The sequence below is a fragment of the Pseudomonas kitaguniensis genome (assembly GCF_009296165.1).
Taxonomy (GTDB): domain Bacteria; phylum Pseudomonadota; class Gammaproteobacteria; order Pseudomonadales; family Pseudomonadaceae; genus Aquipseudomonas; species Aquipseudomonas kitaguniensis.
Map to the genome: position 1 here is coordinate 1 of NZ_VUAZ01000050.1, position 23,796 is coordinate 23,796.

Genomic DNA, 23,796 nt, shown 5'->3' on the forward strand with positions numbered 1-23,796 from the left:
AGAGCGTTTTGGTTACTTTTGCGCTCTATCAAAAGTGACTCGCTGTAAGAGCGAAACCGATATAAGCCGTTACCCAAATAACGGATATGTACTCAGCAAACTATTTCCAAACCTGCACATTCACAAGGTTCTTCGGCCGCTCCCCAGCCAGCGCCGCCAGCAGGTTATCCACCGCGCACCGCGCCATCGCTTCACGCGTCTCGTGCGTCGCCGAACCCATGTGCGGCGTGGCCACCACATTGTTCAACCGCAACAACGGCGAGTCGTGATTCAACGGCTCACGCTCAAACACATCCAACCCCGCCGCACGAATGATGTTTTGCTGCAGCGCCTCGATCAGCGCAGCTTCATCCACCACCTTACCGCGCGAGATATTGATAAAGATGGTTTGCGCGCCCATCAGCGCGAACTGCTCGGCGCCAATCAACTTTTCGGTTTCAGCCGTCAGCGGCAAAGTCAGGCAGACAAAATCGGCCTGTTGCAGCAAGTCGTTCAAGCTGCGGTATTGCGCGCCGAAGCGTTCTTCTACCCGCGGTTTGGGCGAGTGGCTGTGATAAATCACCGGCATGCCAAAGCCGAAATGCCCACGCTGGGCGAGGGCTTCACCAATGCGGCCCATGCCGATAATGCCCAGGGTTTTGCCATGCACGTCACTGCCAAAATGCGCGGGGCCGATGTTCTTGTTCCATTGGCCGGCACGCACCATGTTCGCCAGTTCGACCACGCGGCGTGCGGTGGCCAGGATCAGCGCAAAACCGGTGTCGGCGGTGGTTTCGGTGAGCACGTCCGGGGTGTTGCTGAGCAGAATGCCACGCCGGGTCAGGTAGTCGATGTCGTAGTTGTCGACGCCCACCGACACGCTGGCCACGGCTTGCAGTTTGGGCGCCAGGTCGAGCAGCTTGGCATCCAGGCGCAGGCTGGCGCCCAACAGGCCATGCGCGGTGGGCAGGGCTTCACGCAGCTTGGCCAAGCCGGGTTCGTCCAGCGCGTCGATCAGCGTTACGTCGGCGTGCGCATGCAGGCGCGCCATTAATGGCGCGGAGAGTTTTTTGTACAACACCACAGATTTTTTCATCAGGCTTTTACCTTTAATTCGAGGCTGTGCAGCGGCGCGCGGGCACGGTCGCTGGCGCCAGGCTGGAGGAAAATCGTCAGCACCACGGCCACCATCAGTGCGCCACTCATCAGCAGGTACGAAGCGCCGGGCGAGCCGGTGCTGCTGTTGAGGTAACCCACCAAGTAGGAGCCGCCGAACGAGCCGAGTGCGCCCATGCTGTTGATCAGCGCCATGGCACCGCCGGCGACGTTGGCCGGAAGAATCTCCGGCACAATCGCGAAGAACGGGCCATACGGCGCGTACATGCAGGCGCCGGCAACCACCAGCAGGCTGTAGGACCACCAGAAATGTTCGGCGCCCAGCGCGTAGGACGCATAGAACGCGATGGACGCAACCAGCAGCGGCGGCCACACAAAGCGTTTACGCTTTTGCAGCTTGTCCGAACCCCAGGACACCGCGAGCATGCCGATTACCGCCGCCAGGTATGGCAGCGCCGACAGCCAGCCGGCTTCGACCATGTCCATCTGCAAACCGGCTTTGAGGATCGACGGCAGCCACAGCACAAAGCCGTACACGCCGATGCTCCAGCAAAAAAACTGCAGCGCCAAAATGATCACCTTGGGTGAGCGGAAGGCGTCGGCATAGTTCTTCACCGCCTTGATCCCGACTTGCTCGGCAGCCAGCGCGTTTTCCAGGTCTTGTTTATGCTGCGCGCTCAGCCATTTGGCGTCTGCGGGTTTTTCGTCGGCATACTTCCACCAGATAAACGCCCAAATCACTGCCGGTATGCCCTCGATGATAAACATCCAGCGCCAGCTGAAGTGCTGCACCAGGTAGCCCGAGACCACCGACATCCACAGCATGGTCACCGGGTTGCCGAGGATAAGGAACGTGTTGGCTCGCGAGCGTTCGGCCCGCGTGAACCAGTGGCACAGGTACACCAGCATGGCCGGCATTACCGCCGCTTCAACCACGCCGAGCATGAAACGAATCGCGATCAACATGTAGGCGTTGGACACCACGCCGGTCAGGGTGGCCAGGCCGCCCCACAGGATCAGGCTGACGAAAATCAGCTTTTTAACGCTGCGCTTTTGCGCGTAGATCGCCCCCGGCACCTGGAAGAAAAAGTAGCCAAGAAAGAACAGTGCGCCGAGCAGCGACGACATGCCGGGCGTGATCATCAGGTCTTCGGCCATCCCGGAGGCGGCGGCGAAGCCGTAGTTGGCGCGGTCCAGGTAGGCCAGGCTATAGGTGATAAACACGATGGGCATGATGTACCACCAACGGCGGGTGGCGAGTTTCACGGTTTCCATGGAATGGCTCCTGAGCTTGTTGTAGTTGTGGCAACAGGTAACGGGTTAAACAACGCAGGGCGTGGGCAGCTCCGAGCGGGTCGGCAAACCTTCCATATCTCCGCGGCTTTGCACGGCGCGGCTGCCGATCCAGTTGCCGCGCTGTACCGCCTCGGGGAAGCTTAGGTTTTCGAGCAGGGCGCTGATCATGCCGACGGCAAAACCATCACCGGCGCGACCGTGTCCACCACCTTTTCCACCGGGAAAGCGGCGACAAAGCCCTGGTCCATGTGCGTGCGGTAATAGGCGCCATCCGGCCCCAGCTTGATCGCCACGGCTTCGGCGCCCTGGTCGAGGTAGAACGCGGCGATGTCGGCCGGGTCGTCGAAACCAGTCAGCAAGCGGCCTTCGCTCAAGCCCGGCAGCACCCAGTCGGCCAGGCCCGCGAGGGCGTTGATGCTGCGGATCATTTGCGCCTGGCTGGCCCACAGCGATGGGCGCAAGTTCGGGTCGAACGACACACTGCGCCCGGCCTTGCGCATTTGCGTCATCAGCTCTACCGACAGCGCGTGCGTGGCCTCGGACAACGCCGGCGGAATACCGGTGGCGTGCAGGTGCCGCGCTTGCAACAACGCGGGGCTGATGCTGGCGATCGACAAGTGGCTGGCCGCCGAGCCTTTGCGGAAATACTCAACCTGCGGGTCAGCGCCCGTTTCTTCGCGCGATTTAAACTGAAAGCCGGTGGGGTGCAGCGGGTCGACCGCCACGTGACGGCAATCCAGGCCCTCTTTTTTCAGCGTGTCGACCACAAAGCGCCCGAGCGAATCGTTGCCCACCCGGCTCAGCCAGGCCACCTTGAAACCCAGCCGCGACAGGCCAATGGCGACGTTGCTGTCGGCTCCGGCAATGCGTTTGTGGAACTGGGAGACAGCCGCCAGGTCGCCGGTCTGTTCGGCGACAAACATCGCCATGGTTTCACCAAACGAGAGGATATCGATCTCAGACATACGCATTCTCCGCACGGGGTTGGCCAAGAAGGGCGAGGGTGGCGACCTGTTGCGCGGTGACCTCGATCAAGTCATCGCCTTGCAGCGGGAACTCCACGGCCCGGGTAATACCTTGAGTCATATGGTTGAGCAGTTGTTTCCACGTATGCAAGTCGGTGGCGCCAGGCGGTACGGCGACCAGCTTGCCATCCGGGCGACGCGCAACCGCCTTGCAATGCAGGTAATCCACGTGCCGGCCCAACAAGCGGGCGGCAGTGAGCGCAGATTGGTCTTGCCACTGCCAGTTGCCGATGTCGAACGTCATCTTGAGCGGCAAGCCCACGCGCTCCACTTCGCTGAAGAAGCGTTGCATCGGCTCGATGCGCCCGCCGTGCAGGGTCTGGTCGTTTTCCACCAGCAGCTTGACCGGGTGGCGGTTGAGCAGGGCGTGCAGGCTTTGCAGGTCGTTGGTGTCGGTAAAATAGCCGAGCGAGACTTTCAGCCAGCGCGAGCCGAATGCCTGGGCGCGGTCCAGGGTGGCGGCGAGTTCGGCGTTCGGCTGGGCGCGCCCGGCGACCCAAAGTTCCAGCGGCGAGGAATACAGCGACTCCAGGCCATGCTCGGCGGCGGCCTGGGCGAGGGCGGCGGGCTGTTCGGTGGTCAGCAGTTCTTCACGCCACTCGATGCGCTGGGCGCCGGCGGCACTGAGCAAGGTGACGAAACTCAATTGGCCCTGTTGGCGCACGAGGTCGGCACCGTAACTGGAAAGGCTGATGGAGACGGGGTATTTAAGCATGGTTGTTAACCTCTGAAACCGGTTTCATTTTTTATAAAAAATTATTTGAATTGGGTTGAGCCACGAATAATCAGTTGCGGCAGGAAATCCAGGGTGCGTGTCGGCGCGTCATCGCCGCGCAGGCGTTTGAGCAGGCAGTCAAACGCACTGGCGCCAATCGCAGCGGTCGGTTGGGCGAGGGCGGTGATGCCGTTGCTCACCAGCGGGTACCAGTCGAGGTCATCCAGGGCGATCAGGCCGACCTCTTCAAACAGGCTGCAGCCCAATGTTTTGAGCGCGCGGGTACAGGCCAGCGCGGCGACGCCATTGGCGCAGAACACTGCCTTGGGGCCGGGCTTGGCGAGGAAACGCTGCAAGCGGTTTTCCAGGTCGTCATTCAGTTCAAGCACTGCGCCGGTCAACCCCGGACGCGCGGCAATCTCTGCCTCGAAGCTGACTTGGCGCTCCAGGCGTGAACTGGTGCCATCGGCGGCTTCGCTGACCAGCAATACGTCGCGATAACCCTGCTGCTGCAGGTGCTCGACCGCCATGCGCACGGCCGCCGGGTTATCCAGGCCCACCAGGTCGCTGTGCAGCGGCTCGACTTTGCGGTCGATCAGCACCAGCGGCATTTCTTGCTGCAGTTCGAGCAGTTGATCCAGGTGATGGCCAAGCGTATTCACGATCAGCCCTTCGATGTTGTACGAGCGCAGCGCCGCCAAATGCTGGCGCTCCTGATCGTCATCGCGGTCGGTGTTGCACACCACCAGGCTGTAGCCATGTTGGCGGCAGGCGGTTTCGACGCCGTGCATCACGGCAATGGAGTAGGGGTTACGTATGTCCGCCACCAACATGCCGATCAAGCGCGTGCGGCCGCGTTTCAAACCGCGGGCCATCTGGTTGGGGCGATAGCCCAGTTCGCTGATCGCCTGCTCGATGCGCAAGGCAATGGCGTCGGAGAGCAGGGCGCGGTCATCGCCGATAAAGCGCGACACGCTGGCTTTGGACACGCCGGCAAGCTCGGCTACGTCAAGCATGGTCACGCGGCTGCGCTGGGCGGCGGAAAAAGGAGTCACGGTAGCAGGCCTTTCTTATTGGATGTTGTTGAGCGTTGAAACCGGTTTCAGGAAGCCTCAACGACGAAAGCAAGTCAAGTGTATTTCGGTGCAACTGTGCGATCAGCGCCGGCTCAGCCCGACGAGTGGAGGCGCTACCTGTTAGTTCTGACAGTATCCGAAGAGCGGCGTTGGGTATTCAATCTTTCCTAACGTAGTTCTTTACAGCGATGCACAAACGCGGCGGAGAAGAACATGGGGAACGCTTCAGGGGATACTACCAACAGCAATATTAGAGCTGCCAGTGTGTCGGCAGCGCCGACGTTGCCCGCGCCGCAGATAGAGGATGCACTGCCAGATGGGTTGATCCCGATACAGTTTCTGTTTGCCGACCTGGCCGTCAAGTTAATGGAACCGTGGCGACAGTTGCCTGGCGTTGGCGAGAGCGACTGGGTGACGTTTACATGGCAGGTTAAGGGAAGCGTCGCGTTTGACCTTGAGCCAATAGAGTTACGCGGGCCTATCACCGCGGATAAATTTCCGCTTGAAGTAAAAATTCCTCAGTCGTATTTTCAAAACAATGCGGTGGTGAACCTCTCTTATCGAGTCAATAACCTGTTTCAAGACAGCGAAGTGTTCGAGCGTTCGCTCACCACGACGATTATCATCGACCGGGTCGCGCCAGGCGGCGGCCAAGTGCTGAAAGCGGCCAAATTTCTGCTGGACCCTGTTACGGAGTTCGATTTAAGCAGTAACACAACAATCGGCGTCGAAGTGCCCGGCGATTACCTTGATCGAAAAGTCGGCGACACGATATTAGGCTATTTAAGTGCGAAAGACGCGCTGCCCACACGCCCGGCATTTCCAGTGCAAGCATTTGCGGCCATCAGCGGGCCAATGCGGGTGAATATTCCAGTCGCGGAAATTCGCAAGTTTGCCGGCTCGCCCACACTCTATTTCTTTTATCGAATACGTGACCGTGCCGGCAATGTCTCTCCTCAGTACTCGTTGGTCGCGAGTACCCAGTTGCTCCTGAATGCTCCGCCTGCCAATTTGTCGATACCCGAAGTTCCGGCCTATGACTCGGACCTGCTGGTTAATCGGGAAGACGCGCGCAACATTGTTTCGGTCAGGGTGCGTCAATACGACAACCCGCTGCCGGGTGACCAGTGTGTGGTTGAGTGGGACGGCATCAAGCTTGCGGCGGTGCCTGTAAACGCGTTGCCGCGCACTGTGCCTGTGGCGTGGACGGTGTTGATTGCCAAAGGCGCGAATTTACGCCGCATTATTGACCTGCCGGTGCGCTACTTTATTCTGCGTGCCGGGGATACGCTGGGCCCGGGGGTAGGCTCCCCTGTGAAACGGGTCACGGTGGACATGACGATCGCGGGCCAGGAAAACCCTCAGGCGCCTGCACTGTTGAACCGCCAATTAGCCCTGGTGAATATCCATGGCGCGATTTCGCCGGTTCCCAATCGCTTGGACAACCGCGATGCCAACCAGCCTGTAAGGGCTTCATTTACGCTGTTCGACAACCCCGTACTTGGCGAGCGGGCGTTGCTTTTCTGGCCGGGCCAAGCGGCGCCGGTAGCGACCTATCGGGTCAAGGCCGGTGATGTGGCCGGGGATGTTGTTGACTTTGATAACGCGATTGCGTGGGCGGTCATTCAGGCTGGCGGCAGTAATGCGACAACCCTTGTTAATTATCAGACAGACAATGGCGTCAACCAACAGTTATCGCCTGACCAGATAGTTTTTGTCAGCCTGGTACCACCTGTTAACTATGTGCGGCCGAGTTTCCCTCAGACGTTACAACACCCTAACAAGTTTCTTAATTGCAAGACGCAGCCGCCGATATGGCAAGGCATTGAAGTAGCGGTTAACCCGGCGCCGAATACATTGCGGGCGGGAGACGTGGTCGTCTTAACGTGGCAGGGGTATTTAAATTATCCGGACCGTAATCCGATTGCTTCAACGGCGCAAACCTTCAGCTATACATGGGGCGCGGCCGATGCGATCCATAGTTTCTGGGTAGATGATTATGAAAATCTAATCCGGCCGTTGAGTGACTTTGCCGGTGGCTCGGCGCGTTACAGCGTGTCGCGAAACGGCATTCCGCTGGGCGCGTCAGCCGTTGCTTATGTGCAAATTGACCGTAAGTTTTCAACGGGCAACTACTGCGGCCCGAACGGCATCGGCCCTGAACACAAGTAAGCGCTGGTCGACGTTAAACCGCCGGCGCGCCGAGTGGGGTGCACGGTATCCATGAATGATTTCTTCACCGTCAACACGTTAGTTGGTGGGCGCAGAAAGAAGTAAGGCTCTCAAGGGTCAACAAGACTTAACGCATGTTGACGCTATGTGTTTGTTCGGCATTTATATCAAATCGTGATGGAGACTATGAAATGAGCACCAAAATATCTGCAAGAGCTGCGGCACTACTTGCCGGCCCGGTGACACTGGAACCGACCAGCATCGTAGAGGCATTGAACCCATTGACGGGCCTTATTTCAGCCGCGACCGCCGGGGTGGGTATAACCCTGACGTGCCCCTTGGGTGCGGTATCAGACGATGGTGACTGGATCGAGGTTCAACAACAAGACCTCACCAAGCCGCTCCCCAACTGGATTAAGATACATGGCCCAATCCAGTTCACGCTCCCGGCTGCCGGCAACTCTATTGACATAGCTATTCCGGCCCCGCTAGGTGCGGGAGGGTTCGTGCATGGTCAATTTCAGCTCCGGCACCTGCTGTACGTGAATTCGTTTGATGACACGGGAGCAGAAAGACCCAGCGACGCGCTGGAGTTTTCGGCAGGCACGCCTTTCAAAGTTGACAGGATTGCGCCATACGCCAGTTTGATCACTCGTGATGTGCCACCTGTCTCGGTATACACGGGCACTCTACCGGTGGGTGCGCCGCTTACCCAAACGATCATTAACGCCGACGGCGGGCTGCCCTTCACCATTCCCGACAACGCCTACCCGCTGCCGAGCGGGCAATGGGAACTCGGCGATACTCTCCGGTATTACTGGAGCCAAGGCCTGATCCCACTGCCAGCCGTTGAGGTGGGTGCGACAGTCCCGCCACGGTTGATGCTGCAAACCGGCAACACGTTTACGGTGCCTGCAAGCGCAGTCGCCGGCAGTGGCAACTGGAATTTGTTCTACACCATCACCGATGCTGCGGGGAACGTCAGTCGGCCATCAGTCGTCAGCAACTTCCTGGTGGCGTTGTTGCCTGCGCCGGAGCAACGGGAAATTTTCATTCCTTTGGCACCGGCACCGGAAGGTGGCAGTCTCGATAACCTGCTCAATATTGCTGACTATCTTGCCGTTATCGAGGCGCATGTTCGAACTTACTTGAACCATCAGCCAACCCTGGATCAAATTCAGTTGAAATGGGGCGTACAACCGTTCACGGCGGTATCTTCGACGTTCACGAACTTTCCGTTAATCTATTCGGGAGGCGCGCTTAACCCTTTGATCATTGCTGACTACGCGAACAGGAGAGGGCCGCAGCCGACTGCCGTACAATATCGCATTGTACGAAACGGTGAGACCTTCGATTCTCTGATCAAAACGATCAACGTCGACTTGAGCGTGACGGGGCCGGAAAACCCGGGACTGCCTGGCAGCCGTAACCCTGCGCTGAACCAAGCGCATATCTTTGGCGAAGGTTCGCTGGTGCCGGATGTGCTGACAGCCGAGCATGCCAATAAACCTATTACGGTGCAGATCGTACTGTGGACCGCCGCCGATTTGCCGGCGCCTGGGCAGTGGATTCACGTTGTAGGAGACGACGGCATCGCCGTTCTGCCGCCTTTTGAAATCACCGTTCAACTTCCCGGTGACACGATCAGCTTTACAATCCCCTGGGCCTCTAACTTAATCAAGTTTAACGGTCCCCAGAACATTCATTACTTTGTTGCACCGTCGGCAACGCCTGCGCCCGCCGACAACCTCAATAGAGCGCCGGATACACCGATCACTGTGACCGATGTGGTGACGATTACCCTGGCACCGCCGCAGTTTGTACGTGTGCTTGGCAGCGGCCCGAGCACCATATGGAACTGCGATTCGTTCGGGCCAAGGCCGCAAGTGACCCCGGCTGACTACGACGGGAGGATCTTCGTGCCAGCGGACGCGCGGCTTGTGCTGGGGGCGACGCTGACCTTGAGTGTTCGGGTATTCGCTCCGCGTACCGGGGTTCCGACAGCCGACGAGACTCGGACTTTCACTCAAACCATTACGCCAGCGGTTGTCGCCAGTGGTTTCACGTTTATCGTGCCATTCGATTTACTCAAGATCGGTCGATTGGGACGCGTGGAGGCCACCAGCATCGCTCGGATTAGCGGCAATATCAGTGGGCGCGGTAATGCCAGCGTGAACTCACGCGCGGCCTTGTCGAATTCGTTTTGCGACTTTAGCCCACTCACGCCATAACTCAGCACCTTGAAACGGCGCTTAATTAAACGGCCGTTATGACGACGCCTCCCTCTTTTAGAGGGAGGCGGAAGTCACTGACAATATTCTGCTTAATAGACCACGGTATACACAGTTTTTTACCAGGAGCTTTAGGGATTATTCCTACAGAATGTCGGATGTTTACTCCTTAATCTGTGCGCCTCACAGGTAAGGCTTCACTCCCACAGAGTGGCCGAACCGTTTTCGTAGGCCTCACCTGAAGAGTGATTGAGCATGTCGCCACTGAATACATTCGAACTCAAACCATTAAGTGCGATGATGAAAGTCCCCACCATTACATTCTGTCTGTTTGCGGCGATGCAGGGGCACGCGCAAGCGGCTCAGTTGAACGGTGAGCAAAAAACTATCAACGCCACTGAGCAATCTACGGATTGGCAATTATTCAATACGTCCACCCTGGACATGAACAGCGCAACCGCAACAACCATTACACTGACTGACTCTGCGTTGAACATGAACCGCGGCAGTCTGGCCAGTGATATTCGTGCAACTGCGGGTTCCACCGTTAATATCAACGCATCGAAAGTGTCCTCGAACAACCCGCTGTTCGGCGCCTTGCGTCTGGAACAAAGTGCGGCCGTTATCAAAGACAGCACTGTCACCAACGGTCACGGAGTAGGCCTGCAGGCACTGGGTGCTGCGGGTACTGCGAACGGCTCGTCTGTAGAGGCGAGCAACAGTGTCATCAGCGGGTCCGGCGGCGGTGCAGAAGCCACCAACGGCAGCGTGTTGAACTTCAAGCAAAACACCCTCGTACAAGGTACCGGTGCTGGCAGCGCTGGTCTTGCCTTGCAAGGTGCTACGGCCACGGCCAGCCAAAGTACTATCGTCGGCCAGGGCAACGGAGTGTCGTTCACCCGTGGCCGTTTTGATACCACTGACAGCAAGTTGGTATTGGATCAATCCGTCGTAGAGGGTAAAACCGGTTCCGCCATCTCGGTCAGGGGCACGCAAGGTCGAGCCCCTGTGGTGGCGATAGAGGTGCGCAACGGCTCCACGCTGACGGGCGGCGACGGTAATCTGCTGACGGTCTCGGGCGGCGGTTCGGCGGCGATGATTGTTGATAACAGCCGCTTGACCGGAAACGTAATTGCCGACGGCACCAGCACCGCCCATTTGACGCTGCAAAACAACGCCGAGTTGACTGGCCAGTTGCAGAATGTCTCCAGCTTGAGCGTGGGCAACGCGTCCAATTGGACCATGACCGGCGACAGCCAGGTCAGTGTGCTGAACATGACCGGTGGTACGGTCACCATGGGCGCTGCGGATGCGTTCTATCAACTGAACCTTAATACGCTTGCCGGTGATGGTACGTTTGTCATGGGCGCCGATTTTGCGCAAGGCAAGGCCGATTTCATCAATGTTACCGGTGAAGCTACGGGTAATCATGGCGTGTTGCTGTCTGCCAGCGGCGCTGAGCCGGTTAACCCCGATCAGATTCGCGTGGTTCATACGGGCGGCGGTGATGCGCAGTTCTCCCTGGTGAATGGCCCGGTCGACGCAGGTGCCTTTGCTTACGATCTGAAAAAAGAAGGTACCGATTGGTACCTCGATCCGGAAACACGCGTAAGAAGCCGCAGCACTCGCGTGGTCACGGCCCTGTTCAACACCGCGCCGACCGTGATGTACGGCGAAGAAGCGTCGTTGCGTGCGCGTATGGGTGAGTTGCGGTTCGAGCCTGGCCAGGCGGGTCTGTGGATCCGTGGTTTCGGTAATAAATACAACGTGTCTGAAAATTCCGGCACGGCTTATACGCAGAACCAGCGTGGTTTCTCCATCGGTGCCGACATGCCGTTGGCAGACAGCCAATGGCTGGTGGGCGTAATGGCCGGCCACAGTACGTCCGACCTTAACCTGGCTCGCGGCTCTTCCGGCACGATCAAGAGTTACTTCGTGGGCGCTTATGCAACCTGGATGGACCAGGAAAGCGGTTTCTACTTTGATGCGGTCGCCAAGGCCAACCGTTTCCAGAACGAAGCCAAGGTAGCACTCAGCGATAACAACACGACCAAAGGTAACTATAACAACGTGGGCGGCGGCCTCTCGGCGGAGTTCGGTCGCAATATCAAACTCGACGATGGCTGGTATGTTGAACCGTATGCTCGCGTGTCGACAATCGTGGTGCAGGGCGGTACTTACAGCCTGAAAAATGGCCTGCAAGTGGAAGGCGAACGCACCCGTTCACGGGTCGGCGAAGCCGGTGCAACGGTTGGGCGTGACATCCAGCTCGACAGTGGCGCGATTGTTCAGCCTTACCTGCGTGCGGCGCTTGTGCACGAGTTTGCCAACAATAACAAGGTGTCGGTCAACAACCAGACCTTCAATAATGACTTGTCGGGCTCGCGCGCCAAGTTTGGTGCCGGCCTGGCGGTGAAGCTGTCGCAGAACCTGCAAATGCATGCCGACCTTGAGACCAGTACCAGCGATAAAATTGACCAGGTGCTGGGTGCCAACGTTGGCGTACGTTATTCCTTCTAAATAGCGCAGTAGACATAAAAAAGCCCTGATCGAAAGATCAGGGCTTTTTTTGCGCTGGCAATTAATTATTGTTTCAGGTGAAAACTGATGTCGACCGGCTGATCAGCTTCATCCGTGGTGCCACGGAGTTGGCCTTTTACTTCAAAAGGGCTGAGTGACAGCGTTTCAATAAACAGGGTTGCCTCGATGCACTGGACGACCCGGGGCGGTTTAGAGGCCTTGAAGGAAACCCAGGCCAGTGGAGACCTCTGGGGCTGCAGCTTCAGTTCCTTGTTGTGTTCGACGTCGCTTGAAAATTGGATGAACACCTCTTCTGCCACGCTGCCGTCGTCATGTTTATCAATCAGATACACCTCAATAGTGTTGTCATGGACGTTCCATTTTCCGCTATCGGTTTTAAAAATGTGGTCACCAATCTTTCCGTTGACATCGCCAGATGCGTCGCGGGTTTTCGGGATATCAGTTGCCAATTTCAGTTGTGCTGACATGATCGCCTCTCCATCTCTGATGTGTGTGCAAAACCCAGAAGCCCTGATGCTTCTGACGCTCTCTATCAAGCGGCAAAAGCAAATTTTATGTAACTGTCAAAAGTCACAGTTTACAAATGCCTGCTTGTCTTTTTAGCGGCCGGTGCGGGTCGTTAAACTAAAACTGTGAAACGTCATGCTTAAATGACTTCTGCTATTAAATGCATTCACGCAGGAATGTCTACTGTCAGAGTTGACAGTCTAAAAAAGGATTTTTAATAGCGTTTTTATATAAGCTCGCCAGGCTCAACTAAACAGGCCCGCCGCGATATTGATCGAGAAGCCCAGAATAGCGGTATTGAATAGAAAACCGATCAATGATTGGCCCAGCACCACTTTACGCATGCTGCGCGTGGCAACACCCACATCAGCGGTTTGCACCGCCACGCCGATGGTGAACGAGAAATACAGGAAGTCCCAGTAATTGGGGTTGCGCAAATCATCGGCAAACCGCAGCGCCGGCTCGTCGCCTTCCCACGTGTAAAAAAGCCGCGCGTAATGCACGCTGAAAATCACCCCGGTCAGCAACCATGAGCCGATCACCGTCATGCCGGTAAACCCGTAGTGCAGCAGGCGTGCTGTGCTGTCCAGGTCTTTGCTGCCCACCAGGTTTACCGTGATGGTCGCAAGGCTCGCAATTGCCGCAATGCACACCATGAACAGCACCAGCCCGGCGTTTTCATCTTCGATTTCGGCGATGCGTTTTACGTCGTCGGCCTGCGAGCGGCTGGTCAGCCACAGCATCAGCAGCAGATAAATCCAGACCCCGGCGTTCCAGCCGATGAGGATTTTGCTGATGAGTGTATCCGCCGGTGCCAGGATGCCCACGGCAAGGCCCAGTACGGCGGCGGATGAAAGGCGAGGGTGGGTGCGGGCGAGGAAGGCCATGGCGCTCACAAATCTGCGGAAGTTGTGAGCACGATAGGGGGCGCAGCCGCAAGCTACAAGCTACAAGTCAAAAGCAAACCTGCTTTTCCTTGCAGCTTGTAGCTTGCCGCTTGCAGCTTTTCCTTACCGCTTGCGCACAAGCTTCATGACCACCACAAAAAACACCGGCACAAACACCACGGCCAGCGTTGCGGTGATCATCCCGCCGATCACGCCCGTGCCGATGGCTTGCTGGCTTGCGGAGCTGGCACCGGTGGCAATCGCCAACGGCACTACGCCGAGGATAAACGCGAGCGAGGTCATGATGATCGGCCGCAGGCGCAGCCGCGCGGCTTTCAAGGTGGCGTCGATCAAATCTTCGCCTTGTTCATAGAGGTCCTTGGCGAACTCGATGATCAAAATCGCGTTCTTCGCCGACAAGCCGATGATGGTGATCAAGCCGACCTTGAAGAACACGTCGTTCGGCATGCCGCGCAACGTCACCGCCAGCACGGCGCCCAGCACACCCAGCGGCACCACCAGCAACACCGACGTCGGAATCGACCAGCTTTCATACAGCGCCGCCAGGCACAGGAACACGATCAGCAGCGACAGGCCGAGCAGCAATGGCGCCTGCGCGCCGGACAAGCGTTCCTGCAACGACAACCCCGTCCATTCCTGGCCCAGGCCCGGGGGCAGTTGGCCGACCAGGCGCTGGATCTCCGCCATGGCCTCACCGGTACTGTGCCCCGGCGCCGCTTCGCCGCTGATGGCGATAGCCGGGTAGCCATTGTAACGAGTCAATTGCGCCGGGCCTTGGGTCCACTTGGCTTCGACAAACGCTGACAACGGCACCATGTTTCCGGCGGTGTTGCGCACGTTGATCTTGAGCAAATCCGCCACCTGGCTGCGCTGGTCGCCTTCGGCCTGCACCACCACCCGCTGCATGCGGCCCTGGTTGGGGAAGTCGTTGATGTAGGCCGAACCGATGGCCGAGGACAGCACGTTGCCCACCTCGGCAAACGACACGCCGAGTGCGTTGGCCTGCTTGCGGTCGACGTCCAGTTGCACTTGCGGCGCTTCGGCCAGGGCGCTTTCGCGCACGTTGGCGAGGATCGGGCTCTTTGCTGCGTTAGCCAGCAGTTCAGCGCGCGCCGCCATCAGTGCGGCATGGCCGACGCCACCGCGGTCCTGCAAGCGAAATTCGAAACCGCTGGAGGTCCCCAGGCCGTCCACCGGCGGTGGCAGCACGGCGTAGGCAAGCGCATCCTTGAGCTCACTGAACGCGGCGTTGGCGCGGTCGGCAATCGCTGCGGCGGAGTCTTTGCTGCTGCGATTCGACCAATCCTTGAGGGTGGTAAACGCCAGTGCCGCGTTCTGCCCGGAGCCAGAGAAACTGAACCCCAGAATCATCGTGGTATCACCCACGCCCGGCTCTTTGGCGTTGTGCGCCTCGATCTGCTCGACCACTTGCACCGTGCGGTTTTTGCTCGCGCCCGGTGGCAACTGAATATCGGTGATGGTGTAACCCTGGTCTTCTACCGGCAGGAACGAGGAGGGCAGGCGGCTGAACATCAGCCCCAAGCCCACCAGCAACACCAGGTAGATCAACAGGTAACGGCCGCTGCGCTTGAGCGCATAGGCGACCCAGCCTTCATAGCGGTCGGTAAGCTGATCAAAACGTTTATTGAACCAGCCAAAAAAACCGCCCTTGGCATGGTACTCACCCTTGCCGATGGGCTTGAGCAAGGTGGCGCACAGCGCCGGCGTCAAGGTCAGGGCCAGGAACGCCGAGAACAGAATCGAGGTGGCCATCGACAGCGAGAACTGCTGGTAGATCACCCCCACCGAACCCGGCATGAACGCCATCGGCAAAAACACCGCGACCAACACCAGGGTGATACCGACGATGGCCCCGGTGATCTGGCCCATGGCCTTGCGCGTGGCCTCTTTGGGCGACAAACCCTCGGTGGCCATGATGCGCTCGACGTTTTCCACCACCACAATTGCATCGTCCACCAGAATGCCGATGGCCAGCACCATGCCGAACATGGTCAGCACGTTGATCGAAAAGCCCAGCAACAGCATGGTGGCGAAAGTGCCCATTAGCGCCACCGGCACCACCAGCGTCGGGATCAAGGTGTAGCGCACGTTCTGCAAGAACAGAAACATCACCGCAAACACCAGCGCCATGGCTTCCAGCAAGGTGTAAACGACTTTGGTGATCGAGACTTTAACGAACGGCGAGGTGTCGTACGGAATCTTGTATTCCACGTTGGCCGGGAAGTACCGCGACAGCTCGTCCATCTTCGCCCGCACCAGCGTCGCGGTGTTCAGCGCGTTGGCGCCGGGCGACAATTGCACGCTGACGGCGGTCGACGGCATGCCGTTCAGGCGGGTGGAGAACTGGTATTCCTGGCTGCCGATTTCCACCCGCGCCACATCGCCGACACGCACGGTGGAGCCGTCAGGGTTGGCCTTGAGCACGATGTCGGCAAATTCCGCCGGGGTCGACAGTTGGCCTTTTACCACAATCGCCGCCGTGATTTCCTGGGTTTTGGTGCCTGGCAAATCACCGATGCTGCCCGCCGACACCTGTGCGTTCTGCGCGCCAATCGCCGCGTTAACGTCGGCGGGCGTCAGGTTGAAGCCAATCAGTTTTTGCGGGTCGATCCAAATGCGCATCGCCCGCTCGGAGCCATACAACTGCGCCTTGCCGACACCGTCCAGGCGCTTGAGCTCGTTCATCACGTTGCGCGCCAGGTAATCGCTGAGCGCTACGTCATCAAGCTTGCCGTCGCTGGACGTGAGGGTGATCAGCAGCAGAAACCCGGCGGAGACTTTCTCCACGTGCAGGCCTTGCTGGGTCACCGCCTGCGGCAAGCGCGGCTCCACCGCCTTGAGCCGGTTTTGCACATCGACCTGGGCCATCTCCGGGTCGGTGCCCGGTTGGAAAGTGGCGGTGATGGTCGCCGTGCCCAAACTGCTCTGGGATTCGAAATACAACAGGTGATCGGCGCCGTTGAGCTCTTGCTCGATCAGGCTGACCACGCTTTCATCCAGCGTCTGCGCCGAGGCGCCGGGGTACGTTGCGGAAATTTCTACCTTCGGCGGCGCGACGTTGGGGTACTGCGCCACCGGCAACTGCGGGATGGCGAGCGCGCCGGCCAGCAGGATAAACAGGGCCACCACCCACGCGAAGATCGGGCGGTCAATAAAGAACTGCGGCATGGCGGGTTATTCCTTGACTGGCTGGCCCGAGGCTGGGCTGTCGTCCACTTCAACTTTTTCACCGGGGCGTGCGTGTTGCAGGCCTTCGACGACAATGCGGTCACCGGGCTTGAGCCCGCTGCTGACTATCCAGCGGTCGTCAATCACCGCGCCCAATTCCACCGGATGCTGGCTGACGGTAAGCTCGGCATCTACCAGCAACACCATCGGGATGCCGGCGCTGTCGCGGGTGATGGCACGCTGCGGCACGCTGATGCCCTGTTTATCCACGGCCTGTTCCAAACGCACGCGCACAAAACTGCCGGGCAACAGGTCGAGGTCCGGGTTGGGGAACTCACTGCGCAACGTGATTTGCCCGGTGCCTGGGTCCACGCTGATGTCGGCAAACAGCAACTTGCCCGGCAGCGGGTACAGGCTGCCGTCGTCCTCAATGAGCGTGGCCTTGGCCTGGTCCTGACCGACTTGCTTCAAGCTGCCGGCGCGGAAGGCGCGGCGCAGGTCATTCAGTTCACGGGTGGACTGGGTGAGGTCGGCGTGGATAGGGTCCAGTTGCTGGATGATCGCCAGCGGCGTGGCTTCGTTCTGGCCGACCAGCGCGCCCTCGGTCACCAGCGCGCGGCCGATGCGCCCGGAAATCGGCGCGGTCACGGTGGCATAGCCGAGGTTGAGTTTGGCGCGCTCGACGGCAGCCTGGTTGGCGGCGACTTCGGCGTTGGTCTGGCGCACGGCGGCGCGCGCATTGTCGTAGTCCTGGCCGCTGATGGCGTTGCTTTCGACCAACTGGCTGTAGCGCTGCGCTTGCAGGCGTGCCTGAAACGCGTTGGCGCGGGCCTTGCTCAGGTTGGCCTGCGCGCTGTCCAAATCAGCTTTGAACGGCGCCGGGTCGATACGGAACAGCACGTCACCCTGTTTTACGTCGTGGCCTTCCTTGAACACACGCTGCATCACCACGCCGGCAACCCGCGCGCGCACTTGCGCGATGCGTGGCGCGGCGATGCGCCCGCTCAGTTCGCTGGTGATGGACAGCGGCTTGGCTTGCAGGGTTTCGACGCGCACTTTGGCCGGCGGCGTTGACGGCGCGCCGGCGGCCGACTTGTCACACGCGCTCAGGGCGAGTGCCAGGGCCAGCAAGCAAAACGGCGCTAACAGATTCTTCGACATGCTTATATCCCACTATTGACTGGCGCATCCTAAAGACTCCGGCTGCAGGGTGCTGTGAAGCTCTGTAACGGGTCTGTGAAGAAATGTAAGGCGCAGCCCATAGTCTGCCGCGTGCGTATATCCTTGCACAATCCTGCAACACATCAGGTTGTTAACAACCCCTAACAGTATTCTTTGGAAACACCATGCCCAACATCCTCCTGGTGGAAGACGACGCCGCACTCTCCGAGCTGATTGCCAGCTACCTGGAACGCAATGGCTACCACGTCAACGTGCTCAGCCGTGGCGACCACGTACGCGAACGCGCGCGCCTCAACCCGCCGGACCTGGTGATTCTCGACCTGATGCTGCCCGGTCTCGACGGCCTGCAGGTGTGCCGCCTGCTGCGCGCGGACTCGGCCTGCTTGCCGATTTTGATGCTGACCGCGCGTGACGACAGCCATGATCAGGTGCTGGGCCTGGAAATGGGCGCCGACGACTATGTCACCAAACCCTGCGAGCCGCGCGTGCTGCTCGCCCGCGTGCGCACCTTGCTGCGCCGTAGCAGCTTGTCCGAACCGCACGTGGCGAATGACCAGATCATCATGGGCAACCTGTGCATCGACCTGTCCGAACGCACGGTTACGTGGCGCGAGCAGGCGGTGGAGCTGTCCAGCGGTGAATATAACCTGTTGGTGGTGTTGGCCCGGCATGCCGGTGAAGTGCTCAGCCGCGACCAAATTCTGCAACGCCTGCGCGGTATCGAATTCAACGGCACCGACCGCTCGGTGGACGTGGCCATCTCCAAACTGCGCCGCAAGTTCGACGACCACGCGGGCGAGGCGCGCAAGATCAAGACAGTATGGGGCAAGGGCTACCTGTTCAGCCGTTCCGAGTGGGAATGCTGAGCCATGTACCGTTTACTGCTACGCCTTTACTTGATCACCATCGTCACCTACAGCGCGGCGATCTACTTGATCCCGACGGTCGTGATCCACGCGTTCGAACATCGCTACATGAACTACAACGTCGAGCAAACGCGCGGCCAGCAAAAACTCATCGTCAAACAGTACCTGCGGGCGCCGGTGGAGCGCTGGTCACAGGTCACCGAACAACTGGGGCGTGACTTCGCACCGCTGACCGTGCAACTGCTGGTGCGCGAGGACGCACGCTACACGCCGCAAGAGGCGCTGTTGCTGGCGCAGGGCAAACCGGTTGTGCGCTTGGGTGAGTGGGGCTGGATGGAAGAAATCAGCTCGCCGATCAACGCGCAGTTTGTGGTCAAGGTGACGACACCGCCCGACCCGCTGGACATGAACGTGCTGTATTGGGCGATCAACGTACTGATCGTGGCGGCGTTGCTGGCCTGCCTGTTGATCTGGCTGCGGCCGCACTGGCGTGACCTGGAGCGCCTGAAAACCACCGCCGCGCAACTCGGCAAGGGCAACCTTAGCGAGCGTACGTGCATTCCGGCCAGTTCCAACATCGGCAGCCTGGCGTCGGTGTTCGACACCATGGCCGATGACGTTGAAAACCTGCTTAACCAGCAGCGCGACTTGCTCAACGCGGTGTCCCACGAACTGCGCACACCCTTGACCCGCCTGGATTTCGGCTTGGCCCTGGCGTTGTCTGAAGACTTGCCGCAGGCGAGCCGCGAGCGCCTGCAAAGCCTGGTGGCGCATATTCGCGAGCTGGATGAGTTGGTGCTGGAATTACTCTCTTACAGCCGCCTGCAAAACCCGGCGCAGTTGCCGGAGCGCGTCGAGGTGATGCTCGACGAGTTTATCGACAGCGTGTTGGGCAGCGTTGATGACGAGCTGGAAAACCCCGGCATTGTGATCAATGTAGCGCTCGACTGCGCCGTGGAGCGTTTCAGCCTCGACCCGCGCCTGACTGCCCGCGCCTTGCAAAACCTGCTGCGCAACGCCACACGCTACTGCGACCAGCGCATTCAGGTGGGCGTCAAGGTGTGCGCCAAAGGCTGTGAAATCTGCGTGGACGACGACGGCATCGGCATTCCGCTGGACCAGCGCGAGCGCATTTTTGAACCGTTCTATCGCCTCGACCGCAGCCGCGACCGCGCCACGGGTGGCTTCGGCCTCGGCCTGGCGATCAGCCGGCGCGCCCTTGAAGCACAAGGCGGCAGCTTGACCGCCCAAGCGTCACCGTTGGGCGGGGCGCGGTTTCGCCTGTGGTTGCCCAGTGTTAGCTGATCAGAGCACCTTGACCGCGCGGCCGATGGCCTGAATCGGCCCGGTCGGCTTGCCGGTCGGTGAGCCGTTCGGGTCTTCCAGGGTCAGCTCAAACAGCTGGTTTTGCGTGAGCGGCGGCAGCCTGTCCAGCGGCACCGACAGCGTTTGCCCGGGCGTTACCAGCCCCAGCGAAACCGGGCCTTGCCAGCCATCGCCTTTGGTCCAGAACTGCAGCGCCTTGTCGGCCGGAACGTGCATCACGCCCAGTGGAATCAGTTGGATTTTCTGCGCAGTGCTGGCCTGGATCACCCAGCCCGGCGCCTGGCTTTGCGGTGCCACCAGCACCACCACAAAAGACGGCTCAGAAGTGGGCGGGCGGGTCAGCAGCAACGCCGCCAGTAGCACGCTGGTCAGCAACCCCGCACCGGCCAGGCCGCGCCACACCGCCAGCAGGTTCCACCACGCCGGGCCGGTCTGTTTGCCGGCGAGGTTGCCTTCGATGCGCCGCCACAGCTGAGCGGAGGGCGCCACCGGCTCGGCCAGCGCGGTCAATGGCAGCAGGCGCTGTTCCCAGGCGTCCACCGCTGCGCGCAACGCGACGTCATGTTTAAGGCGGTGTTCGACCTCGGCGCGCTGTTCGGGCGCCAGGGTGCCCAGCACGTATTCGCTGGCCAGTTCGTCAAGTGGGTTACTCATGCCATGCACTCCCGCAGCGCGGCGAGGCTACGTTTGATCCAGGCTTTGACGGTCCCCAGCGGCGTGTCCAGTTTCTGTGCGATTTCGCTGTGGGAATAGCCGTCGACATAGGCGTGAAGGATGCAACGGCGGCGGGCCGGGTCGAGCTGTTCCAGACAGTGGTAAATCTGCCCGGAGCGTGCGCTGAACTCAAACCTGTCGTCAGGTGCTGCGAGGTGCTCATGTTCTTCGCTCAAGGCTACTTCGCGGTAATGGTTGCGCACCGCGTTCAGCGCCAGGTGCCGGGTAACGCTGAACACCCAGCCACGCGCCGAGCCACGGCTGGCGTCGAAACTGCCGGCGCCGCGCCAGATCTTGATAAACGCATCGTGCACGATGTCTTCGGCCAGGGCCTTGTCGCGGGCGATGCGCAGGGCCACGCCGAGCAAACGGCTGCTGTCTTGCGCATATAACTGGCGCAAGGCGCGTTGCTCGCCACGCGCGCAGGCACGCAAACACGCTTCGTAATCAAACAGGTTTTCAGTTGGGGACACGGTTTTGCGCCGCAAGAACAAGATCCATACCCCGACCCGAAGGCCGGGGCGCTATCGCAGCAGAATAGCTGAATTTACTCAGTTGGCCGCCCAGAAGATGTAGTCGGCCTGGTACTTCACGACTTCCTGCTTGCCTTTGTTGGCGGTGGTACACGCGGTGCTCGGCGCCACGCCGCCTTTAAGCGCGACGCGCTGGATGTAACTGACACCACTCATCGCGCCCTTGCCTTCGGCCGGGTTGGCCTTGACCAGTTGATAGGGCAGGTTGCCCGCACTCGACGGCGCCACGGCCAATTGCGTGCCGGTGATTTTTGAACCGTCGTTGGCCTGCCAGGTCGCCGGTGGGCCGAAGTAGGTGCCCACGGCCTTGCCGCTGCGGTCATTGAGCACGGCCTTGGGGCCGACGAAGGTCCATTCGGTCTGGCCGGCAGCGTTGGCTTTGTCGCGGCACTCGTAGGTGATTTCGCCGACGCCGGTCGTTTCCATCGCCACCTTGTGCCCGTCGGGCACTTTGATGCTGTCCGGCAAGCCGGTCTGGGCAAAGGCGCTTGGCGCAGCGGCCAGCAGGGCGGTCAGGCAGAACAGTGCTTTAGCGTTCATGGGTGCTTCTCCATTCAAGTAAAACAGCGGGGTGACTGTCAGTACTACCCACGGCGCGCACGATTGGATGCACGGATTAGAAAATAAACTTTTTGGGGCGCACACTGTGCCCCCGCTTTACCCGATGAGAGATTGGCAATGACTGGTGTACACACGTCTGCTCAACAAGGTTTCTCTGCCCAGGCCGTTACCTACGCCCAAGGCCGGCCCGGCTACCCACGCCAACTCACGGGCTGGCTGAACAACGCGCTGCACATTGACGCGCACTCGACGGTCGTCGACCTCGGCGCCGGCACCGGCAAGTTCACCCGTTTGCTCAGCACCCTGGCGCCCACGTTGATTGCCGTGGAGCCGGTGCAGGCAATGGGCGCGCAGCTTAGAACACTGTTGCCGGACGTGCGCTTGGTAAACGGCACGGCCGAATCCATCCCGTTGGAAACCGCCAGCGCCGATGCACTGGTGTGCGCGCAGGCGTTCCACTGGTTTTCCACCGAGGCCGCGCTGGCCGAGATCCACCGCGTACTCAAGCCCGACGGGCGCTTGGGGCTGGTGTGGAACGTGCGCGATGAATCGGTGGATTGGGTCGCCGCGATTACGCAGATCATCACCCCTTACGAGGGCGATACCCCGCGTTTTCACAGCGGGCACTGGCGCGAGGCGTTTACCGGACGCTACTTTTCCGAGCCTGAACTGACCTGCTTTGCCTACACCCACGTTGGCAGCCCGCAAGAAGTGATCATCGACCGCTTCCTCTCGGTCAGCTTCATCGCCGTGCTGAGCGAGGCGGAAAAAGCCACGGTGACCGCGCAATTGCAGGCATTGATCGACACCCATCCCGACCTGAAAGGGCGCGAAACCGTGGCATTCCCTTACCAGACCCAAGCCTACGTGTGCCGGCGACTGGCCTAAAAGGCATAAAGTCAGATCATATTGATATAAGTGGTTATAAGAAAAATCGCTATCCTGCGGCCAGAAATTTATAAGGCCGCGGGTAGCTGTAATGGATGTGGGTAATATTGGTTTTGTAGTCGCGGGCCTGATCGTTGGTTTTATTGTGGGCATGACCGGTGTCGGTGGCGGCTCGTTGATGACCCCGATCCTCTTGTGGTTCGGCATCAACCCGGCCACCGCCGTGGGCACAGACTTGTTGTACGCCGCGATCACCAAGTCGGGCGGCGTGCTGGTGCACAGCAAGAACAACAACATCGACTGGACCATCACCGGCTGGCTGACCCTCGGCAGCGTGCCTGCGGTGCTGCTGACCCTGTGGTTTCTGGCCAGCCTGCACACCGACCCCAGCGCCATGAACGCGGTGATCAAGCAGGCGCTTGGCTTTGTGTTGCTGCTGACGGCCCTGGCGATTCTGTTCAAGAAGCGCTTGTTGGCGTTTGCCCAGCGGCATGCCGGCGATGATTACCACATGCGCCCGCGTAACCTGAACGCGCTGACGGTGGTGACCGGCGCTGTACTCGGCAGCATGGTCGCGCTGACCTCGATTGGCGCGGGTGCGCTTGGCACCGTGGCGTTGTTTATTCTGTACCCGTTTTTGGCCACGCGGCGCTTGGTCGGCACGGAGATCGCGCACGCGGTGCCGTTGACCTTGGTGGCGGGGCTGGGGCACGCCGGCATGGGCAATATGGACTGGCATTTGTTGGGCTTTTTGCTGATAGGGTCGCTGCCGGGGATTTACCTCGGCAGCCATATGACCGGCAAAGTCCCGGACGCTGTGTTGCGGCCGTGTCTGGCGATTATGTTGATGACGATTGGGTATAAATTGGCGTTTTGAGTAGGGCAATGATCGTTCACACCGCGTGGTAACGCCGCTTGGGACGCTCCGCGTCCCTTTGTACGGGCTGCATTCCCACACAGAGCGAGGGAAC

Annotated in this window: 18 protein-coding genes and 1 pseudogene; 7 read left to right on the forward strand and 12 right to left on the reverse strand. The window is 59.7% G+C overall.

Annotated features, from left to right (window positions below):
• Nucleotides 1-100: 100 nt before the first annotated feature.
• From F0169_RS09435 to F0169_RS09455, 5 genes and pseudogenes are all read right to left on the reverse strand, one after another.
• Entirely contained in the window at nt 101-1,075 is a 975-nt protein-coding gene (locus F0169_RS09435; protein WP_058413373.1) for a 2-hydroxyacid dehydrogenase, read from the reverse strand.
• On the reverse strand, nt 1,075-2,370 hold the full coding sequence (locus F0169_RS09440; protein ID WP_122251019.1) for an MFS transporter: 1,296 nt from the start codon (nt 2,368-2,370) through the stop codon (nt 1,075-1,077). The genes F0169_RS09435 and F0169_RS09440 overlap by 1 nt, the downstream gene beginning before the upstream one ends.
• Before the next feature lie 45 nt (nt 2,371-2,415).
• Nucleotides 2,416-3,356, reverse strand: a pseudogene (locus F0169_RS09445) (sugar kinase).
• Nucleotides 3,349-4,131 (reverse strand): sugar phosphate isomerase/epimerase family protein, encoded by a 783-nt coding sequence (locus tag F0169_RS09450; RefSeq protein ID WP_058413370.1) that lies wholly within the window; start codon nt 4,129-4,131, stop codon nt 3,349-3,351. Before F0169_RS09450 ends, F0169_RS09445 begins: the two are co-directional and overlap by 8 nt.
• A gap of 41 nt (nt 4,132-4,172) precedes the next feature.
• Entirely contained in the window at nt 4,173-5,186 is a 1,014-nt protein-coding gene (locus F0169_RS09455; protein ID WP_172979386.1) for a substrate-binding domain-containing protein, read from the reverse strand.
• A 234-nt stretch (nt 5,187-5,420) separates the two neighbouring features.
• Here F0169_RS09455 and F0169_RS09460 point away from each other — a divergent pair, with 234 nt between their 5' ends.
• From F0169_RS09460 to F0169_RS09470, 3 genes are all read left to right on the forward strand, one after another.
• Entirely contained in the window at nt 5,421-7,379 is a 1,959-nt protein-coding gene (locus F0169_RS09460; protein WP_241679085.1) for a hypothetical protein, read from the forward strand.
• A 191-nt stretch (nt 7,380-7,570) separates the two neighbouring features.
• Nucleotides 7,571-9,610 carry a hypothetical protein gene (locus F0169_RS09465; protein ID WP_152746339.1) on the forward strand — a complete coding sequence of 680 codons (2,040 nt, stop codon included), beginning with the start codon at nt 7,571-7,573 and terminating at the stop codon, nt 9,608-9,610.
• 255 nt (nt 9,611-9,865) lie between these two features.
• Nucleotides 9,866-12,130 (forward strand): autotransporter outer membrane beta-barrel domain-containing protein, encoded by a 2,265-nt coding sequence (locus F0169_RS09470; RefSeq protein WP_152746340.1) that lies wholly within the window; start codon nt 9,866-9,868, stop codon nt 12,128-12,130.
• A gap of 65 nt (nt 12,131-12,195) precedes the next feature.
• On the opposite strand, the gene F0169_RS09475 is transcribed toward F0169_RS09470, so the two are convergent.
• From F0169_RS09475 to F0169_RS09490, 4 genes are all read right to left on the reverse strand, one after another.
• Nucleotides 12,196-12,618, reverse strand: a complete 423-nt coding sequence (locus F0169_RS09475; protein ID WP_058413366.1) for a hypothetical protein — start codon at nt 12,616-12,618, stop codon at nt 12,196-12,198.
• Between the two features lie 285 nt (nt 12,619-12,903).
• On the reverse strand, nt 12,904-13,545 hold the full coding sequence (locus F0169_RS09480) for a DUF1345 domain-containing protein (RefSeq protein WP_152746341.1): 642 nt from the start codon (nt 13,543-13,545) through the stop codon (nt 12,904-12,906).
• A 123-nt stretch (nt 13,546-13,668) separates the two neighbouring features.
• Nucleotides 13,669-16,755, reverse strand: coding sequence for an efflux RND transporter permease subunit (locus tag F0169_RS09485; protein ID WP_152746342.1), 3,087 nt, complete (start codon nt 16,753-16,755; stop codon nt 13,669-13,671).
• Nucleotides 16,756-16,761: 6 nt separating this feature from the next.
• Nucleotides 16,762-17,916, reverse strand: coding sequence for an efflux RND transporter periplasmic adaptor subunit (locus tag F0169_RS09490; RefSeq protein WP_152746343.1), 1,155 nt, complete (start codon nt 17,914-17,916; stop codon nt 16,762-16,764).
• 185 nt (nt 17,917-18,101) lie between these two features.
• Here F0169_RS09490 and F0169_RS09495 point away from each other — a divergent pair, with 185 nt between their 5' ends.
• A complete protein-coding gene (locus tag F0169_RS09495; RefSeq protein WP_058413362.1) occupies nt 18,102-18,803 on the forward strand; it encodes a response regulator in 702 nt (233 codons plus the stop codon).
• Between the two features lie 3 nt (nt 18,804-18,806).
• Entirely contained in the window at nt 18,807-20,108 is a 1,302-nt protein-coding gene (locus F0169_RS09500; RefSeq protein WP_152746344.1) for an ATP-binding protein, read from the forward strand.
• Here F0169_RS09500 and F0169_RS09505 read toward each other — a convergent pair whose 3' ends face one another.
• The 3 genes from F0169_RS09505 to F0169_RS09515 form a co-directional block, all read right to left on the reverse strand.
• Nucleotides 20,109-20,783 carry an anti-sigma factor gene (locus tag F0169_RS09505; RefSeq protein ID WP_152746345.1) on the reverse strand — a complete coding sequence of 225 codons (675 nt, stop codon included), beginning with the start codon at nt 20,781-20,783 and terminating at the stop codon, nt 20,109-20,111.
• Nucleotides 20,780-21,298, reverse strand: a complete 519-nt coding sequence (locus tag F0169_RS09510) for a sigma-70 family RNA polymerase sigma factor (RefSeq protein WP_058413375.1) — start codon at nt 21,296-21,298, stop codon at nt 20,780-20,782. Before F0169_RS09510 ends, F0169_RS09505 begins: the two co-directional genes overlap by 4 nt.
• 96 nt (nt 21,299-21,394) lie before the next feature.
• Nucleotides 21,395-21,916 carry a DUF3455 domain-containing protein gene (locus tag F0169_RS09515; protein WP_152746346.1) on the reverse strand — a complete coding sequence of 174 codons (522 nt, stop codon included), beginning with the start codon at nt 21,914-21,916 and terminating at the stop codon, nt 21,395-21,397.
• A gap of 138 nt (nt 21,917-22,054) precedes the next feature.
• Here F0169_RS09515 and F0169_RS09520 point away from each other — a divergent pair, with 138 nt between their 5' ends.
• The gene (locus F0169_RS09520) at nt 22,055-22,825 is read left to right on the forward strand and encodes a class I SAM-dependent methyltransferase (protein WP_099237313.1); all 771 of its coding nucleotides are present in this window, start codon (nt 22,055-22,057) and stop codon (nt 22,823-22,825) included.
• A gap of 91 nt (nt 22,826-22,916) precedes the next feature.
• Entirely contained in the window at nt 22,917-23,702 is a 786-nt protein-coding gene (locus F0169_RS09525) for a sulfite exporter TauE/SafE family protein (protein ID WP_152746347.1), read from the forward strand.
• The last annotated feature ends 94 nt before the right edge of the window (nt 23,703-23,796 follow it).

Coding starts and splice junctions, on each gene's coding strand:
- F0169_RS09440 (WP_122251019.1), bottom strand. CDS start 2,370: ATGGAAACCGTGAAACTCGCCACCCGCCGTTGGTGGTACATCATGCCC.
- F0169_RS09515 (WP_152746346.1), bottom strand. CDS start 21,916: ATGAACGCTAAAGCACTGTTCTGCCTGACCGCCCTGCTGGCCGCTGCG.
- F0169_RS09505 (WP_152746345.1), bottom strand. CDS start 20,783: ATGAGTAACCCACTTGACGAACTGGCCAGCGAATACGTGCTGGGCACC.
- F0169_RS09490 (WP_152746343.1), bottom strand. CDS start 17,916: ATGTCGAAGAATCTGTTAGCGCCGTTTTGCTTGCTGGCCCTGGCACTC.
- F0169_RS09465 (WP_152746339.1), top strand. CDS start 7,571: ATGAGCACCAAAATATCTGCAAGAGCTGCGGCACTACTTGCCGGCCCG.
- F0169_RS09485 (WP_152746342.1), bottom strand. CDS start 16,755: ATGCCGCAGTTCTTTATTGACCGCCCGATCTTCGCGTGGGTGGTGGCC.
- F0169_RS09500 (WP_152746344.1), top strand. CDS start 18,807: ATGTACCGTTTACTGCTACGCCTTTACTTGATCACCATCGTCACCTAC.
- F0169_RS09475 (WP_058413366.1), bottom strand. CDS start 12,618: ATGTCAGCACAACTGAAATTGGCAACTGATATCCCGAAAACCCGCGAC.
- F0169_RS09520 (WP_099237313.1), top strand. CDS start 22,055: ATGACTGGTGTACACACGTCTGCTCAACAAGGTTTCTCTGCCCAGGCC.
- F0169_RS09450 (WP_058413370.1), bottom strand. CDS start 4,131: ATGCTTAAATACCCCGTCTCCATCAGCCTTTCCAGTTACGGTGCCGAC.
- F0169_RS09470 (WP_152746340.1), top strand. CDS start 9,866: ATGTCGCCACTGAATACATTCGAACTCAAACCATTAAGTGCGATGATG.
- F0169_RS09460 (WP_241679085.1), top strand. CDS start 5,421: ATGGGGAACGCTTCAGGGGATACTACCAACAGCAATATTAGAGCTGCC.
- F0169_RS09495 (WP_058413362.1), top strand. CDS start 18,102: ATGCCCAACATCCTCCTGGTGGAAGACGACGCCGCACTCTCCGAGCTG.
- F0169_RS09480 (WP_152746341.1), bottom strand. CDS start 13,545: ATGGCCTTCCTCGCCCGCACCCACCCTCGCCTTTCATCCGCCGCCGTA.
- F0169_RS09525 (WP_152746347.1), top strand. CDS start 22,917: ATGGATGTGGGTAATATTGGTTTTGTAGTCGCGGGCCTGATCGTTGGT.
- F0169_RS09435 (WP_058413373.1), bottom strand. CDS start 1,075: ATGAAAAAATCTGTGGTGTTGTACAAAAAACTCTCCGCGCCATTAATG.